Raw genomic sequence first — 17,462 nt, forward strand, 5'->3', positions numbered from 1 at the left:
GGAAGCCGTCACTGCGTCACCTGCCTGCCCTCTTCGCAGAGCGGGCAGATCTCGGGCAGCCGACAGCCATGCCCGCCGAAACCCGAGCGCCGAGGATCGTGGACTGTCTCGAACGTCGCTGCCGCCATGAGCGCGGCTGCGTCCTCGATCATCGTCCTCGCCCACGAATCCTCGGGACTGACCGGCGCCTGCTCCTGGACGGACACGTTCTTCGACTTCGTGCCCAGGTGGACGAGCGCTGCTCCTCCCGACACTCGGCTCCCGGCTCCGGTGGCGCCCGCGCCCGCGGGGGCGCCGGCACCGCCCCCGGCTCCGTCACCTGCTGCGTCCGACAGGGCGCCGCTGGCAACAGCCGTCTGGTAGGCGGCGAGCTGAGGATGCCGCTCGATGTCACCTGTTGCGGGTGCGCTCTTGCCCGTCTTGAGGTCGACGACGACGAACCGTCCGTCGGCATCGAGCTCGAGCCGGTCGATCTGCCCCCGCAACCGCGCGACCCGTTCCGTGCCGTCGACACGCACGTCGAGGTCCGCCGAGAAGTCCACCTCCGTGGCGTGGAGAGCGCGGCCGGTCTTCCGCATCCATAGGACGTACGCGACGAGTTTCCGGACCATCCCTTCAGCTCGCCTGAAGTCGGCCTGGCCCTCCCAGGTGTCCTTGATGCCCAGTTGCGGCCACCGCCGTTCGAGCTCACGGACGTACTCGTTGCCGGTGGCCTCCGGGATGTCCTGTGCGATCTGGTGGACGAGTGTGCCCAGCGACCGGGCGAAGTCCGTGGTCCGCTCTCCCCCCGCCGCCGACACGAACCAGCTGAGCGGCGACGTGAGCACTGCCTCGACCTTGGAGGGCGACACCGGGATGGGCTGGTCCTCCGGCACCACAGGATCCTCGCTGCTCAGACCGAGGACGCCCCACCACTGTGCTGGATGGGCTCCCGGGACCGGCGGATCGAGGGCCGCCATGCGTCCGAGGTGCAGAACCGCCTCGCGGGACAGAGCCGGGTTCGTCTGTGGATCCTGTGCGAACTTCCGGAGCTCGGCCACGAGGGCGCGAAGCGTCACCGGCCGAAGCACCTCGGTGCGCGGCCGCTCAGCCGTACCGGCCGGAAGCGGGTCGAGGACGTCGAGGAACGGGGAGGGCTGCTCGTCCTGGGACGAGACAGCGCAGCAGACCAGCTCCTGCGTGGCACGCGAGACAGCGAGCGAGAACATGCGCAACTCGTCGAAGCGGATGTCCTGCAGCTGGGAAACGGGGTCACGCGTGCTCCGGAAGGACTCGCCGTGATCGAGCAGGGCACGCAGGTCGCCGGATCCGAGGAGTTCACCGCGCAACCTGAGATTGGGCCAGACGCCGTCCTGCACGCCCGCGACGATCACGAGCGGCCAGTGCCTGCCCGCCGCACTCGCTGGAGTCAGCACCGACACCGATGCCTGACGCTTGGTGCGCTGCGCGAGGGTGTCCATCGGGATGTCCTGGCTGAGGATGTAGTCGAGGAACAGCTCGGGATCCGCACCCGGCAACTGCTCGACGAAACGCTCCGCCGTGTGGAAGAGGGCCATCATCGCGTCCAGGTCCCGGTCAGCACGGGCGGAGGACGGCCCCTCGGACAGCGCCGCCCCCGACCACTGCTGCGCGAGCCCTGACGCCGACCAGAGCGCCCACAGGACCGACTCGGGGTCGGCCCCCGCTGTCTCGGCCGCGGCTCTGCCTGCCTCCAACATCCTGTGCAGGCGGCGCACGGGTGCACCCTCGGCGGACAGTGCGGCGATCTCGTCGGGCGCTGTGAAGAGGGCGGTGATTAGCTCGTCGCTGGTGCGGCCTCCACCCTGCTGCAGCTCGGTGCGGCGCAGGACCTGGCGCAGGCGGCGGAGATCCAGGCTGCCCGCGCCGCCGATGCGCGACGTAAGCAGTGAGATGCAGAGCTCGGTATCCAGTTCCGCACGTCCCACGACCACGGCGTACAGGTCCAGCAGGGGGCGGACCGCGGGTTCCTCCCGGATGGCCGTCTCCGCGGCGGGCACGTTCACGGCGATGCCCTGCGCGGTCAGGAAGCGCTGGACGGCGGATACCTGGGCGCCGTTGCGGACGATCACGGCGATGTCATCGAGGCTGCGCTCTCCGAACAGGTGCGCCTCGAGCACTCGCTGCGCGATGAATCGCTGCTCGTGGAAGGTGCTGTCCAGCACATGGGCCGATACCCCGGGAGCTCCAACTGCGCTGCCGCCCCGTTCGCTGTCCCGCCGACTCTCCCGCAGGCCCTTCCGCAGACCGTCGGGACCGCCTGACCGTGCGGCCCGGAGCACACCGTCACGGCTGCCGCGCTGGTCATCCTCGGAACCGCCCTGTGCGGAGCGGTAGGCGGTGCTGACACCGGTCGTCGCGATGCGGCCGGCCACGTTCCCCCATGCCGCCATGAGGGGACCCCGCAGCGTGAGGGACGCGGGCAGGGTTACCGTGGTCAGTCCTCCGCCGCGCCGGAACAGCCGTGACAACCGTCCCGTGAGTTCGGGACGGGCTCCCCGGAAGCCCTGCGCCACGGTGTCGGGGCAGGAGGTGACGACGACGTCGTTCCCCGCCCCGATCAGTCCCAGCAGCGCATGCACGGCCGGGTTCGCCTCCTGGTAGTCGTCGACGAGGATCAGCTGCAGGCGCTTCCGTTCCCTGTCGAGGTAGTCGCGGTCGGTCTCGAGGATCTCCCGCGCAGCAGTGAGGATTCCGGCGGGGTCGAACGCCTCGGGCATCCTGAGATCGAGCACGTCGCGGTATTCGCGGTACAGGGCCGCTGCGGCGACCCAATCCGGGCGGTCGAACCGCACTCCCCAGGCGGCGAGGTCGTCCGCCTGCACGCCGTACTCGCTCACGCGATCGAAGAGGTCCCTGATCTCCTGACGGAAGCCCCTGGTCGACAGTGCCAGCGCGAGGTTCGCGGGCCACGCGATCTCGGGAGCGCCGTCCCGCCCGTGCCCCGCGAGGAGCTCCTTGATGATGAGGTCCTGCTCGGCCCCGGACAGGAGGCGAGGGGCGCGGGTGATGCCGGGCGTCCGCCCTTCGGACCTGGCCCGCCGGATCAGGTCGAAGGCATACGAGGCCCACGTGCGCGCCGGCGCCGTGCTGATGCTGCGGTCGAGCTTCGCGGTCAGCTCATCACGCAGCCGTGTCGCGGCGGCACGCGTGGGTCCGAGGAGGAGGAGCCCTTCGGGCTGGACGGCTCCCGCAGTGATTCGCCGGACCGCGAGATCGGTGAGCAGCGACGACTTCCCGCTGCCGGGCGCGCCGAGCACCAGGACCTGCCCCTGGAGGCTCTCGAGCGACTCGAGGACATCGAGGTAGCCCTGATAAGGGCGCGAGCTGGCCTCGTCCGGGCTGTCGTCCGAGGGGTCGCCCAGGGCATCGCCGAAGGACGCCTGCGGAGCATCATCGAGGGTGCTGGTCATGCGTCAACACCATCACACGCCACGGACAATCAGCGGGACCGCAACGGCGACCCGCCCTCCTGTCCGGCGTGCCGCAGGGACGCGCCGAGTTCGGCGACGAAGGACTGTTCGGCGTCCGAGGGCCACCAGTGGGCGCGCGTGAGATCGACCCGGTATTCCCCGTCTCCTGCGGGTCCGGAAGGTCCGGAAGGAACCGACAGGGCGGTGCCCTCCTCGTCGTAGTGGGAGCGTGCCTGCAGCTCGAGTCCGCGTGGCGGATGTCCTCCCGCCCGCAGGACGCGCCACCACGGGACCCGCCGCGTGCTGCGCGAGAGCGCCCGGCCGACCTGGCGCGGTCCGCCGCACCGCAGAAGTTCGGCGACGTCGCCGTAGGTCAGCACATGCCCCGCCGGGATCAGTTCCGCCACGGCCAGGACGGCGTCCGCGAACGCCGCCGGATCGACCCGCTGCAGCCCCTGGCCAGGATCGACGGCGCCCTGCGGAACGACTTCCGGGCCGGGGCCACCGCGTGGATGCATGCGCCCACCCTAGCCCGGCACACGTGTCGGAGCGGCTACGCCATTAGGTCGGACCCCGCCGGTACGGTGGGGCCATGACGAGTTGGCATGAGGGCCGGAGAGCAGCTTTCGACCTGGAGACGACGGGACGCGACCCCTTGTCGGCACGCATCGTCACCGCGACGATCATCCTCGTCGACTGCGACGGCGAGGTGCTGGAACACCACGAGTGGCTGGCGGATCCCGGGATCGACATCCCGGACGGCGCCGCCGCCATCCACGGCGTCAGCACGGCTCACGCGCAGGCCCACGGGTCGCCCGCCGCCGCCGTCGTCCGCGCGATCTCGGCGGTCCTCGGCAGGCTCTTCAGTGCAGGCGTACCCGTGCTGGCCTACAACGCGCGGTACGACTTCACGGTGTTGGCCCAGGAAGGCCGCCGGTACGGGGTGGACACGCCCGAGCCGTCACTCGTCATCGATCCCTACATCATGGACAAGCAGGCGGACCGATACCGCCGGGGCAAGCGGACGCTGACTGCCCTGTGCGAGCACTACGGGGTCCGCTTCGAGAACGCCCACACCTCCGCGGCAGACGTCCTCGCCACGCTGCAGGTCGGTCGGATCCTGGCCGAGCAGTACGGCTTCCTGCAACGTCCCGCAGCGGACCTGCACGCCTCACTGGTCGTGTGGGCGGACCGGCAGGCGGCCAACTTCGAAGACTACCTCCGGCGCACGGATCCGGATGCGGTGATCGAGCGGGCATGGCCCATCATCCAGCCGTGCGTCCAGTCACTCGTGGCGTCTGCTGCGGAGCCCCTCGTCGCGGCGGTCGATCAGACCCTGGTCGGCGGCGCCCTGCCGCACGATCAGCAGGCGGTACCCGCCGTCGCCTGAACGAACTGCAGCTATTGCCTGAACAGACACGGCAGAACAACGGCACACCCCGGCCGACCACGGCGGGCCGCGGCGGACGACGGCGGGCCGCGGCGGACGACGGCGCACCCCGGCCGACCGCGGCATCCGACGCGTCAGTCGACCGGGACCGCTTCCGCTGCGGCACGTGCCGCTGCGGGGAGAGCCGCGTGGACACGTTCCATCGCAGCATCGTCGTGTGCCGCCGAGAGGAACCACGCCTCGAACACCGAAGGCGGCAGGTAGACGCCGGAGTCCAGCATCGAGTGGAAGAACGGTCCGTAACGGAACGCCTCCTGGCCCTGCGCGTCGGCGTAGTTCCAGACACCGTGTTCGGCGGTCCCGAAAGCGACGCTGAACAGGTTGCCGGCCCGCTGGATGGAGTGGTCGACGCCGGCCTTCGAGAGCTCGGCGGACAGGGCGTCACTCACCTCGAGCGAGCGGGCGTCGACGTGGCGGTAGACGTCGTCGGTGGCGGCCGTCAGGGTGGCCACACCCGCCGCCATGGCGAGCGGATTGCCGGACAGCGTGCCCGCCTGGTAGACGGGACCGATCGGCGCGAGGTAGTTCATGACGTCGGCACGTCCGCCGAGGGCTGCCGCCGGGATCCCGCCGCCGATGACCTTGCCGAAGGTCAGCAGGTCCGGCGTCCACGGGTGCTCCGCGTCGTCGGCACCACCGGTGAGCTTCCAGTAGCCGCCCCGGTGGGTCCGGAACCCGGTCATGACCTCATCGACGATGAAGAGCGCTCCGTGCTCCGAGGTGATGCGGCTCAGGAACGCGTTGAAGCCGGGAGCCGGTGTGACGACCCCCATGTTCGCAGGTGCCGCTTCGGTGATGACGGCCGCGATCCGGTCACCGTGCGTCCGGAATGCCTCCTCCACCGCCTCGACATCGTTGTACGGCAGCACGAGGGTCTCCGCCGTCGTCGCTTCCGTGACACCGGCCGAGCCGGGCAGTGCCAGGGTCGCAACACCGGATCCGGCGGCGGCCAGGAGGCTGTCGACATGACCGTGGTAGCACCCGGCGAACTTGACGATGAGGTTGCGCGAAGTGAACCCGCGTGCGAGGCGCACAGCCGTCATGGTCGCCTCGGTTCCCGTGGACACCATGCGCAGGAGCTCGACGGCGGGCACGCGCTCCTTGACGAGCTGCGCGAGGTCGGCCTCGGCCGGCGTCGAGGCACCGAAGGTCAGCCCGTGGTCCACGGCGCGATGGACCGCAGCGATGACGTCGGGATGCGAGTGCCCGAGCAGCGCGGGGCCCCAGGAGCACACGAGGTCCACGTACTCCCGTCCGTCCGCGTCGGTGACATAGGCGCCGTGCGCGTCGACGAGGAACCGGGGGGTCCCGCCGACCGAGCCGAATGCCCTGACGGGCGAGTTGACGCCGCCGGGCATCAGGGCACGGGCACGTTCGTACAGGTCTTCCGACGATGTCATGGGGCTGATCGCGGGGTTCGTCATGGGGAGCGGTTCCTTAGCTGTGGTTGTCATCGAGCCAGAGCGCAAGCTCGGAAGCCCAGTAGGTGAGGATCATCTGCGCACCGGCCCGTTTGATGCCCAGCACCGACTCCTCGATGGCACGCCGGCGATCGATCCAGCCGTTCGCCGCTGCGGCCGCGATCATGGCGTACTCCCCCGAGATCTGGTAGGCCGCCACGGGTACGGGAGACATGGCGGCGACGTCGGCGAGGATGTCGAGGTAGCTCATGGCGGGCTTCACCATCACCATGTCAGCGCCCTCCTCGATGTCGAGGTCTACCTCGAGGATCGCCTCCCGGCGGTTCGCCGCGTCCATCTGGTAGGTCCGGCGGTCGCCCGTGAGCTGTGAATCCACCGCCTCCCGGAAGGGCCCGTAGAAGGCAGAGGCGTACTTCGCCGCGTAGGCGAGCACCACCGTGTCCTGGTGCCCGGCCTCGTCCAGCGCCTGACGGATGACTGCCACCTGACCGTCCATCATCCCGGACGGGCCGAGGACGTGCGCCCCGGCGCGCGCCTGCTCGACGGCCATCTGCGCGTAGAGCGCCAGCGTGGCGTCGTTGTCCACCGAGCCGTCCTCCGCGAGGACTCCACAGTGCCCGTGGTCGGTGAATTCGTCGAGGCAGACATCGCTCATGACGACGAGCGCGTCCCCGACCTCGGAACGGACGTCGGCGATCGCCCTGTTGAGGACGCCGTCGGGATCGATACCCGCACTGCCCGTGGCGTCACGGTGCTCGGGGATGCCGAACAGCATGATGCCACCGACACCGCGCTCGACGGCCTCGGCCGCGGCCCGCTTGAGGGACTCCGTGGTGTGCTGCACGACGCCGGGCATCGACAGGATCGGCGACGGCTCGGAGAGTCCCTCGCGGATGAAGGCCGGCAGGATCAGCTCGGACGGGTGCACGCGATACTCCGCGACCATGCGCCGCATGGCGGGGGTCGAGCGCAGCCTCCGTGGCCGGTGCTGGGGGAAACTCATGGCTGATCTCCGTTCAGTGGTGGTGCGGGTACGCGCGTGACGGCGGAGCCGCGCGACAGTGCTTCATCGACGGCCCGGGCGATCCCGAGCGGTGTCGGATCCGCCGCCGTCGCTCCCGGTTCCCAGCCCTGTTCACGCAGTGCGGTGGCTGTGGCCCGCCCGATGGCGACCGGAAGAAAGGCGAGGGACCCCTCGCCCAGCTTTTCATGGAACTGACGCACCGTGCTGGGTGCCGTGAAGACGATGGCCGGCTGGACGCCGTCGGCAGCCATCGTCGCGAGTTCTCGGAGGGCGATCAGCGGTGGCGGCGTGCCCTGTTCCACGACACCGGCAACGCGGCGCTCGGGCTCCGCCGGGTAGGGGACGGTGCGGTAGGCCTCCACGCGCTGCACGGCCCAACCCAGTGCTGCGAGCCCGGCCCGCAGGTCATCGGGAGCGAGATCGGCCTGGGGAAGGAGCACCGCGTCCCCGCCGCGCGGGAACTCCGCCAGGAGCCCGGCCGAGGACGCGTCCTGCGGCACCAGGTCTACGGCGACGCCCGCCTCCGCCAGCGATCGGGCGGTGGCCGAGCCGACGGCGGCGACCCGGGCCCCTCCCGCGCTGACGATCCGCGCGAGGGAGGTGCCCTGTGACGCGGCGACCATGCCGAGCGCCTTGACGGTGTTGGCGCTCGTGACCGTGAGCCAGCGGTACCGGCCGCTGCCGAGCAGGTGGAGTTCCGCCCCCACCGCGTCGACATCGGCGGGCAGTTCGCTGTCGGTCAGCGGCAGTGCGAAGGAGGCCAGGCCGACAGCACCGAGCGCTTCGGCGATGCGCACTGCCCGCTCGGGGTGCCGGAGGACGAGCACGGGTTGGCGATCCCTGGCCACGGGGACCTAGCTGTTCAGCGGGGCGATGCCAGCAGCACCGGCCGCGAGCAGGTCTTCGGCGAGGTCGAGCCCGAGCTGCGCGGCGGCGACGGCGTCCGCGGCCGGCGCCGTACGCGTCAGCCGGAGGATCGATCGTCCGTCGAGGCTGCACACCACGGCCTCGAGGGCGAGTTCGTCACCGCGCAGGTGTGCGAGCGCGCCGATCGGCGCAGCGCACCCTGCTTCGAGCTGCAGCAGCACGGCCCGTTCAGCCGTCACAGCGAGCCGCGTCGGCAGGTGGTCGTAGGCGGCGAGGGCCTCGCGCATCCGGGGAGCCGAGTCGACTTCCCGGCATTCGACGGCGAGCGCGCCCTGCCCGGGGGCGGGCAGCATGACGTCGGTGTCGATCAGCTCGGTGATGGCGTCGTCGCGCCCCAGCCGCCGCAGCCCTGCCGCGGCGAGGACGACGGCGTCGAGGTCGCCGGGCGCGCCGATGACGAGTCCGGCCACGCGCCCCAGCCGCGTGTCCACGTTTCCGCGGATGTCGACGACGTCGAGCCCTGGACGGGCGGCACGGAGCTGCGCCGCACGCCGCGGCGAACCGGTACCCACCCGCGCGCCGTCGGGAAGCGTGGCCAGCGTCAGGCCGTCCCGTGCGCACAGGGCGTCACGGACGTCCTCGCGCTCGGGTACCGAGGCCACCGTGAGTCCCGGCGCGGGCAGCGTGGGGAGGTCCTTCAGCGAGTGCACGGCGACGTCGCACCGCTCCTCGAGCAGGGCGTCCCGGAGCGCCGCGACGAAGACGCCCGTGCCCCCGATCTGCGAGAGCGATCCGCGGGAGACATCCCCCTCCGTCCGCACCCGCACGAGCTCGTACGGGAGCCGGGAGAGGTCGGAGAGGCGCTCGGCGACCGTCGTCGTCTGCGTCATCGCGAGGGCGCTACCCCGCGTCCCCACCCTGATTCCGTGATCCATGGTCAGCGGCCCGTCACAGCCCGGGGTTGGGCAGCGGTGTTCCCACGGTGGAGTCGACGGCCGCGATGGTCGGCTTCTCCCCGCGGCGGTTCGCGCAGCAGTTGGGCCGGCAGACGTCGTACCAGGGACCCAGTGCCGTTGCCGCCGGACGGTCCGCGATGTTGTTGTCGATGGTGCGCTCCAGAATGAGGTCCACCAGCCCCTCCACGAACTTCCGGTGCGTGCCGGGCGTGGGGACGCGGTCCGCCACGATGCCGAGCTCACCGCAGGTCTCCATGGCCTCGGTGTCAAGGTCCCAGGCGACCTCCATGTGGTCGGACACGAACCCGAGCGGCACGATGACGACGCCGCGGGTGCCGTTCTCGTAGCGGTCCCGCAGCGCGTCACTGATGTCCGGTTCGAGCCACGGGATGTGCGGCGCGCCCGAGCGGGACTGGTACACCAGCGACCACTCGACGCCCGCGGCCTCGGGGATCCTGTCCAGCACGGCCTGGGCGGTGGCGAGGTGCTGCGCCACGTAGGCGCCCTCCTCATGGGCCGGCCCACCCTCGGCGTCGCGGGGACCGGCGGCCTCGGCGTCGCCCATCGGGATCGAGTGGGTGGAGAACATGATGTGCACCGGAGCATCGGGGCTCCCCTGCTCGGCGAGGCCCGCGCGGACCTTCGCCAGGCCCTCGGTGACTCCCTCCACGAACGGCTCAACGAAGCCCGGGTGGTCGAAGTACTGACGCACCTTGTCCACTTCGAGCCGACCCTCGAGGCCCGTCTTCACGAGAGCCATGCCGAGGTCCTCCCGGTACTGCCGGCAGCTCGAGTAGCACGAGTACGCGCTCGTCGTGACGGCGAGGACCTTGCGATGGCCGGCGTCGTACGCTTCCTGCAGGGTGTCGGCGATGAACGGCTCCCAGTTGCGGTTGCCCCAGTAGACCGGCAGGTCGATCCCGCGGCGGCGGAGTTCGGCCTCCATGGCGGCACGCAGGGCACGGTTCTGGCTGTTGATCGGGCTCACGCCGCCGAACGCCCGGTAGTGGTGCGAGACCTCCTCGAGCCGTTCGTCGGGGATGCCGCGACCGCGCGTCACGTTCCGGAGGAAGGGGATGACGTCGTCCTGCCCCTCGGGGCCGCCGAACGAGGCGAGCACGACGGCGTCGTACGCCTTCGGAGCCATCCGGCCGTCCTGGTCGACCCCGTCGAGGGGGTTGAATGCCTGCGTCGTCACTGGAGCACCTCTGCAATCTCGTCGTGGTTGATCCGTCGGCCGGTGTAGAACGGCACTTCCTCACGGACGTGGCGGCGCGCTTCGGTCTCCCGGAGGTACCTCATGAGGTCCACGAGGTCCACGAGCTCGGGAGCCTCGAGCGCCAGGATCCATTCGTAGTCGTTGAGGGCGAAGGATGAGACCGTGTTGGAGATGACCTGGGGGTACTTCCGGCCCTTCATGCCATGGTCCATCAGCATCCCGCGGCGCTCCTCGGTGGGAAGGATGTACCAGTCGTAGGACCGCACGAACGGGTACACGCAGACCCACTCGGCGGGTGCGACGCCGCGGGAGAATGCGGGGCTGTGGGACTTCGAGAACTCAGCGTCGCGGTGGACACCCATCGCCGACCAGACCATCGTGGTCTCCGCGAACGTCTCCGTGCGGCGCAGCAGGCGCACTGCAGCCTGAAGGTCTTCCGGGCGGGGGCCGTGCAGCCAGACCAGGACGTCGGCGTCGGCGCGCATGGCCGAGACGTCGTAGAAACCGCGGAGTACGACGCCGTCCTCCTCGAAGGAGGAGAGAACCTCCTCGAGCGTCCGTGCGCCGGACGTCGTCGTCGCCGTTCCCCGCTTGAAAACGGTCCAGAGAGTGTAGAAAAGCTCGCCGGGGGCGTCGTCGCCCTCCCCGGTCTGCTGTGGAGCGCGGGCGGGTGTGCTACCGGTTAGCTCAGTCATGGTACTAGTTTGCCCCTTGCCCGGAGACGATCCGACATCATTTTTTACTACAGGCCGTAGAAGAGAGGAAGCTCACACGGGGGCTCCGGGTGCGTCCGGAACGAGGGCGTCGGCGAGGGCGTCGGCGCGTGCCTTCGCATCGTCGATGACGGCGACGAGCCCCGTGCCCGAGAGCCACCCGCCGGTGACTGCGAGGGATGCTGTCTGTTCCGCGACGACCGACCGGATGCGCGTCACCCGCTCCCGGTGCCCCACCGACGCGTGGGGCAGTGCCCCGGCCCAGCGCACGACGTCCCAGTCGAGCACGTCCGCCTCGTCGATGGACACGCCGAGCAGCGAGGAGGCGTCGGCGAGCGCATGGCGGTAGAGGACGTCGTCGGGCGTTGCCAGCCCGACGTCGGCCGAGGTGTCACCGACGCGCCCGAAGGACAACCGCAGCACGTGCGACCCCGGTCCGGCCTGGTCGCGCAGCCATGCCCACTTCGCGGTCGAGTGCGTCAGGGCCTTGGCCGCGACACCCTCGACGCCGCGTGCCACGAGCACACCGGTTCCGCGCGGTCGGGCATCGAGTTCCGGCACGTCCACCACGAGGGTCACGAGGGCGACGCCGGGGACGGACTCCGGCCTGTCCGCCGCCACGGCGGGAATGGTGTGGGCCAGGAGGTCGACGGCGGCCCGGCCCTCCGTCGCGACGAGCACGCCGTCGGCCGCGATGCGACGTGCCAGGGCCGAGTGCTCGGTGGTCACCGTCCAGCCGGAGGCAGAGCGGGCGAGGCCCGTCACATGCTCCCCCGTCCGGAGATCGGCGCCGTCGGCCCTGAGCTGGCCGACGAGGGCGTCGCGCAGCTGGGCCATGCCACCGGCGAGGCCTCCGACCGCGGCTCCGGCCGGCGCTGCCTTCCGCAGCGCTCCCGCTGCCGCCCCCAGGGACCCGAGGCGGCCCATGGTCGTCCGCAGCCCTGGCGCCACGGAATCGACGTCGAGGTCGTCGGGGTCCGCGGAGAAGACTCCGCCGGCGACGGGGGCGACGAGGCGATGGAGCACTTCCTCCCCCATGCGGCTCCGTACGAGCTCGCCGAGGCTCACGTCCTTACGCGTCGCGAGGGAACCGACGGGCAGGACTTTGTCGAGGGCTGCACGGAGCGCGCCGGCACGACCGATGACGGCGGTGATCGCGGTATCAGCGGGATCGGCCGGTATGCCGAGTACGCCGCTGCTGGGCAGTGGCCGAGCGCTGGCTCCGAGGTCCCTCCCGGGCAGCTGCACCCAGGCCCCGGCGGCATCCGGTGCCACGACGCGGCCGCCGAGTCCCAGTTCGTCGGCGAGCGCCGGAACCGTGGCGGACCGCGTCGAGAAGGACTCGGCGCCGCTGTCGAGCTGGAACCCGCCGAGCACGCGCCCGTCCACGGTCCCGCCGAACCGGTCGGAACGCTCGAGCAGGGTCACGCGGAGCCCCCGCTTCAGCAGTGTCCGTGCCGCGACCAGGCCGGCCATGCCGCCACCGATGACGACGACCCTGCGGCCCTCGGGCTCTGCCCGCGGAGCGACGGACCGGGTTCCGACACGCGCGTCGTCGTCCCCTTTGCTCCGCACCATCGCTACGGCTCCACCGAGTGGATCAGGTCCACGACGCGCGTCAGGACGTCTGGGTCGGTCTCGGGCGGCACTCCGTGCCCGAGGTTCACGACGTGCCCGGGGGCAGAGGCGCCGGCCGCGAGCACGTCGCGAACATGCCGTTCGAGGATCGGCCACGGGGCGGGAAGCAGGGCCGGGTCGATGTTGCCCTGCAGGGGTACGGTGCCACCGAGCCTGCGGTTCGCCTCGTCGAGGGGCAGGCGGTAGTCGACCCCGATGACGTCCACCCCGACCTCGTGCATGGCCACGAGCAGTTCCGAGGTGCCGGTACCGAAGTGGATCAGGGGCGCACCCAGTCCGCGGACGTGGTCCAGCGCGCGGCGCGACGCCGGAGCGACACGCGCGCGGTAGTCGGCGAGCCCGAGGGAGCCGGCCCAGGAATCGAAGAGCTGTGCGGCGCTCGCTCCTGCTTCCAGCTGTGCGCGGAGGAACATACCGGAAGCGTCGGCAGCCCACTCCGTGAGCGCGCGCCAGGTCTCCGGATCGGCGTGCATCATGGTGCGCGGGCCGAGGTGGTCGCGTGACGGCCGTCCCTCCACCATGTAGGCGGCCAGCGTGAAGGGCGCTCCGGCGAAGCCGATGAGCGGGGTGGAACCGAGCTGTGCGACGGTGAGCGCCACGGCCTGGCGGATGGGCTCGAGCGCCTCGGCCGTCAGCGTGGGCAGGGCGGCGACATCCGCGGCCGAACGGATGGGGGCTCCGAGGACGGGTCCGACACCCGGCACGATATCGACGTCCACCCCTGCCAGCTTCAGGGGAATCACGATGTCGGAGAAGAAGATGCCCGCGTCGACGTCGTGTCGCCGCACGGGCTGCAGGGTGATCTCCGACGCCATCTCCGGGTCCAGGCAGGACTCCAGCATGTTGGTGCCCTCACGCAGTGCGCGGTATTCCGGGAGGGACCGGCCCGCCTGGCGCATGAACCATACGGGGCGCCGATGCGGGGTCTGCCCCCGGTACGCGCTGATGAGTGCCGAGCCCGATGTGCGTCCGTCGACCAGTGGGTGCGATGCTCCGAGGCCAGTGCTGCCGATGTCCATACTGCCGATTCTGCCGAAGATCACGGCGGATGGTTAACCGGTAGCCAGGCCGCGGGACGAGGCGTGGCCAACATCACCCCCGGCACTCAGGTGCAGAATCCCGCACCATTCCGCGGATTGCAAGCCCCGGTAAGGATCGCCTATTCAGTGGAAGAGGCTGGTCCTCGGTATGATTTAAGGGCCGTGGTACTTCTTTCACTTGTAGCGACACACTCGAATGTGGACCTGGAAACCGTTGCCCGACTGAGCGTCGGGGCCCCCCAGGTCCCTTCAGCCGTGCTCGCCGAGGACAAGGCGGTCGCCGGTGCCGTCGTCCTGGCGACCTGCAACCGTTTCGAGATCTACGCAGAGGCCCCGTCGGAGGACGACGTCGAGGCCGCGCGTTCGGCGATCGTCTCCACCATCAGCGAGTACTCGGGAATCCCCGAGCAGTCCGTGTCCTCGTCCTTCGAGACGCACACGGGCCAGGACGTCGCGGAGCACCTCTTCGCCGTCGGCGCCGGTCTGGACTCCGCCGTCATCGGCGAGCGGGAGATCGCCGGGCAGGTGCGGCGTGCACTCACGGATGCCCAGGGCTCGGGCGCCGCCAGTGGAGGACTCGTGCGCCTCTTCCAGGCCGCCTCCAAGACCGCGAAGGACGTCGGTGCCCAGACGGCCCTCGGCAGCCGCGGCCGGTCCATCGTCTCCGTCGCACTCGAGCTCGCCGGGGACCTGTCCGAGGACGCCGACTGGTCGCGGAAGGCCGTCGTCCTCTTCGGTACCGGAGCCTACGCGGGCGCCACGATGGCGGCACTGAAGGACAAGGGCTGCACCGATATCTCCGTCTTCTCGTCGTCGGGACGCGCCGAGGCATTCGTGGCGACGCGCGGCGGGACGGCCCTCGCTGCTGCCGACCTGCCCGGTGCCATGGGCCGGGCGGACGTGGTGATCGGCTGCAGCGGGAGCGACGCGCGCATCGATGCCGCTGATATCGAGCGCGTCCGCGAAGGCAGCAACCACCCGCTCGTCATCATCGACCTCGCCCTGAGCCACGACTTCGATCCTGCCGTCGCCACGCTGGACGCCGTCGAACTCATCACCCTCGAGTCCGTGCGGGCGGCCGCTCCCGAGGAGCAGGCCGACGCGCTCGCCCAGGCGAGCGACCTGGTGCGGACGGCAGCACGGAACTTCGAGGAGCAGCAGACCACACGTGCGATGAACGCCGCGATCGTGGCACTGCGGCAGCACACGCAGGCGGTCCTGGACTCCGAGATGGAACGCGTCCGCGCCCAGCACGGCTGCACGGCCGCCGCGGAGGAGGTCGAGTTCGCCCTGCGGCGCATGGTGCGCCAGTTGCTGCACGTCCCGACCGTGCGCGCCCGCGAGCTCGCGGCGGAAGGACGTCAGGACGACTACACGGCAGCGCTGGAGGCCCTCTACGGGATCGACGTGGCACCCGCCACTGGAGACGCCGCCGCAGGAAGGCAGCAGGAGACGCCGGCTGCGTCAGGGTCTGCCCGCGCCGCCCTGCCACACCACACGCATGCTGACGGAGCCGTGTGCCCCGTGGACCACGAACGGCCCGCACAGAGCGCCTGACCAGGGCCCCTGATCGCAGGGGCTCCTGAGCGAAGCGCCACACCACGACGTCCGCAGGAAGGCGCTAGTAGGTCATCTTCCGGGGTTCGATCCTGCGGACCCACTCGAGGATCCCCCCGTCCACCGAGTGCGCGTCCGGGTGTCCCTGGGCTCGCAGGAAACGGACGACGTCGGACGAGCGGACGCCGGACTTGCAGTGCACGTAGACGGCCCTCGCGTTCCCGATCGGGATGTCGCCGTCCAGGATCAGGTTCTTCGGCACCAGCTCGGCGCCGTCGATGCTTACGATGGCGTACTCCTCCGGATTGCGGACATCCAGCAGGTCGAAATCGGCCCGCCCGGCCGCACGTTCTGCCAGGAGACCTGCGAGCTCGTCGACCGACACGGTCGGAACCGGCTCGTCGGCGTCCCCGCTCGCCTGGTCGCCCGAACCGGCCGGGGGCAGGCCGCAGAACTCCTCGTAGTCGATGAGCTCCGTGATCCGGGCGGCCGACGGATCGGGCCGCACGCGCAGTTCCCGCCAGCTCATGTCCAGCGCGTTGAACACCAGGACCCTGCCGAGCAGGGTGGTTCCGACACCTGTGATGAGCTTGACGGCCTCGTTGACCATCACGGATCCGATCTGCGCACAGAGGACGCCGAGCACGCCGCCCTCGGCGCACGACGGCACGGACCCGGCCGGCGGCGCCTCCGGGTAGAGGTCACGGTAGGTGGGCCCGCGATCCTGCCAGAAGACGCTCACCTGGCCGTCGAAGCGGAGGATTGATCCCCAGACGTAGGGCTTGCCGAGAATGGCGGCGGCATCGTTCACGAGGTAGCGCGTGGCGAAGTTGTCCGTCCCGTCCACGATCAGGTCGTACGCGGCGAAGAGCGACAGTGCGTTGTCGCGATCCAACCGCTCCTCGTGCAGCACGACCTGCACCAGCGGATTCAGCTCCAAGATGCTCTCGCGTGCCGACTCGGCCTTCGAGCGACCGAGGTCAGCCATGCCGTGGATGACCTGGCGCTGCAGGTTGGACAGCTCGACGTCGTCGTCGTCCACGATGCCGAGCGTGCCGACCCCGGCCGCGGCGAGGTAGAGCAGCGCCGGCGAACCCAGCCCGCCGGCCCCGATCACGAGTACGCGGGCGTTCTTGAGGCGCAGCTGCGCCTCGATGCCGAAGCCGGGGATGATGAGGTGCCGCGAGTACCGCTGCGTCTCCTCCCGGCTCAGGCTCCCCGCCGCATCGACGAGCGGCGGCAGCGGTGCCGGCACGGCGGACGAAGGCGGCGTCAGGACGGAAGTGCCACGCGGCGTGGTCGGTGACGACGGGGAGCCCGACGGTGAAGCGGTCATGCCCAAGGGTATTCCGCGCGGCTGCGGCGGTGCCAGTGCTCGCGGGGGCGCAGCGGTACGGAGGAACCCGCGGGGTGACCGCCGCACCACCGCCCGGGCACGGGTGGGTAAACTGGATCGACCTTCGCCGACCCTGAACCGAGGAATGCCCTACGTGAGCGCTGAACCGACTGCCGCAGGAAAGGCCCTCCGGCTGCCCCGCGACGAACGCCGCCGGCAGCTCCTGGCGGCCGCGCAGGAGGTCTTCGTGGGCAACGGCTACCACGGGGCAGCGATGGATGACATCGCCGTCGCCGCCAAGGTGAGCAAGCCCGTGCTATACCAGCACTTCCCCGGCAAGCGGGACCTCTACCTGGCCCTGCTCGACAGTCATCTCGCCGAACTGACGCAACTGCTCGTCGACGCCCTCCGCTCGACCGACGACAACAAGCTCCGCGTCCATGCCACGATGCGCGCCTACTTCCAGTTCATCGCCCAGGACAGCCAGGCGCACCGGCTCGTCTTCGAATCGGATATCAGCAACGAGCCCGATGTGAGTAGCCGGCTCGAAGCGTTCAATGCGCACTTCGCGAGCGCTATCGCCGGAGTCATCGCCGGTGACACGCAGCTGTCGATGGTCGAGGCGACGCTCCTCGGCCGCGGCCTCGCCGGCATGGCCCAGATCAGCGCGCGCTACTGGCTCGAGACGGACGGCAGCCTCGACATCGATGCGGCTGCGGAGCTGATCTACCGTTTAGCTTGGCGCGGAATCAGCCGCTTCCCCAAGGAAATCTAGAGTAGGTTTCGAAGGAATGACACGTTCACTACACA

General features: G+C 70.5%; 14 protein-coding genes. 3 read left to right on the forward strand and 11 right to left on the reverse strand.

Annotation, left to right across the window (positions count from 1 at the left end; genetic code table 11):
- Positions 1–8 precede the first annotated feature (8 nt).
- Positions 9–3,431, reverse strand: a complete 3,423-nt coding sequence (locus tag CXQ96_RS05880; RefSeq protein WP_258058897.1) for an ATP-dependent DNA helicase — start codon at positions 3,429–3,431, stop codon at positions 9–11.
- 29 nt (positions 3,432–3,460) lie between these two features.
- A complete protein-coding gene (locus CXQ96_RS05890; RefSeq protein ID WP_104117110.1) occupies positions 3,461–3,949 on the reverse strand; it encodes an MGMT family protein in 489 nt (162 codons plus the stop codon).
- Positions 3,950–4,023: 74 nt separating this feature from the next.
- Between CXQ96_RS05890 and CXQ96_RS05895 the strand changes: the two genes are divergently transcribed.
- The gene (locus tag CXQ96_RS05895) at positions 4,024–4,821 is read left to right on the forward strand and encodes a 3'-5' exonuclease (RefSeq protein WP_104117111.1); all 798 of its coding nucleotides are present in this window, start codon (positions 4,024–4,026) and stop codon (positions 4,819–4,821) included.
- Positions 4,822–4,955: 134 nt separating this feature from the next.
- Here the strand turns inward: CXQ96_RS05895 and hemL are convergent, their stop codons facing one another.
- From hemL to hemE, 8 genes are all read right to left on the reverse strand, one after another.
- Positions 4,956–6,281, reverse strand: coding sequence for a glutamate-1-semialdehyde 2,1-aminomutase (hemL, locus tag CXQ96_RS05900; protein WP_104117282.1), 1,326 nt, complete (start codon positions 6,279–6,281; stop codon positions 4,956–4,958).
- 37 nt (positions 6,282–6,318) lie between these two features.
- Positions 6,319–7,305 (reverse strand): porphobilinogen synthase, encoded by a 987-nt coding sequence (hemB, locus tag CXQ96_RS05905; RefSeq protein ID WP_104117112.1) that lies wholly within the window; start codon positions 7,303–7,305, stop codon positions 6,319–6,321.
- Positions 7,302–8,174 (reverse strand): uroporphyrinogen-III synthase, encoded by an 873-nt coding sequence (locus tag CXQ96_RS05910; RefSeq protein ID WP_104117113.1) that lies wholly within the window; start codon positions 8,172–8,174, stop codon positions 7,302–7,304. Before CXQ96_RS05910 ends, hemB begins: the two co-directional genes overlap by 4 nt.
- 6 nt (positions 8,175–8,180) lie before the next feature.
- On the reverse strand, positions 8,181–9,128 hold the full coding sequence (hemC, locus tag CXQ96_RS05915; RefSeq protein ID WP_104117114.1) for a hydroxymethylbilane synthase: 948 nt from the start codon (positions 9,126–9,128) through the stop codon (positions 8,181–8,183).
- 13 nt (positions 9,129–9,141) lie between these two features.
- Entirely contained in the window at positions 9,142–10,296 is a 1,155-nt protein-coding gene (locus CXQ96_RS05920) for a ferrochelatase (RefSeq protein ID WP_104117283.1), read from the reverse strand.
- Between the two features lie 47 nt (positions 10,297–10,343).
- Positions 10,344–11,063, reverse strand: a complete 720-nt coding sequence (hemQ, locus tag CXQ96_RS05925) for a hydrogen peroxide-dependent heme synthase (RefSeq protein ID WP_104117115.1) — start codon at positions 11,061–11,063, stop codon at positions 10,344–10,346.
- A 72-nt stretch (positions 11,064–11,135) separates the two neighbouring features.
- On the reverse strand, positions 11,136–12,659 hold the full coding sequence (hemG, locus tag CXQ96_RS05930; protein WP_104117116.1) for a protoporphyrinogen oxidase: 1,524 nt from the start codon (positions 12,657–12,659) through the stop codon (positions 11,136–11,138).
- A 2-nt stretch (positions 12,660–12,661) separates the two neighbouring features.
- A complete protein-coding gene (hemE, locus tag CXQ96_RS05935; protein WP_104117117.1) occupies positions 12,662–13,738 on the reverse strand; it encodes a uroporphyrinogen decarboxylase in 1,077 nt (358 codons plus the stop codon).
- 183 nt (positions 13,739–13,921) lie between these two features.
- Here hemE and CXQ96_RS05940 point away from each other — a divergent pair, with 183 nt between their 5' ends.
- Positions 13,922–15,316, forward strand: coding sequence for a glutamyl-tRNA reductase (locus CXQ96_RS05940; RefSeq protein ID WP_104117118.1), 1,395 nt, complete (start codon positions 13,922–13,924; stop codon positions 15,314–15,316).
- Between the two features lie 64 nt (positions 15,317–15,380).
- Here the strand turns inward: CXQ96_RS05940 and moeB are convergent, their stop codons facing one another.
- Positions 15,381–16,652 carry a molybdopterin-synthase adenylyltransferase MoeB gene (gene moeB, locus CXQ96_RS05945; protein WP_104117119.1) on the reverse strand — a complete coding sequence of 424 codons (1,272 nt, stop codon included), beginning with the start codon at positions 16,650–16,652 and terminating at the stop codon, positions 15,381–15,383.
- A gap of 154 nt (positions 16,653–16,806) precedes the next feature.
- Between moeB and CXQ96_RS05950 the strand changes: the two genes are divergently transcribed.
- Entirely contained in the window at positions 16,807–17,427 is a 621-nt protein-coding gene (locus tag CXQ96_RS05950) for a TetR/AcrR family transcriptional regulator (protein WP_223263017.1), read from the forward strand.
- Positions 17,428–17,462: the final 35 nt, after the last annotated feature.

It is taken from the genome of Arthrobacter sp. B1805, from assembly GCF_002929745.1.
GTDB lineage: Bacteria > Actinomycetota > Actinomycetes > Actinomycetales > Micrococcaceae > Arthrobacter_D.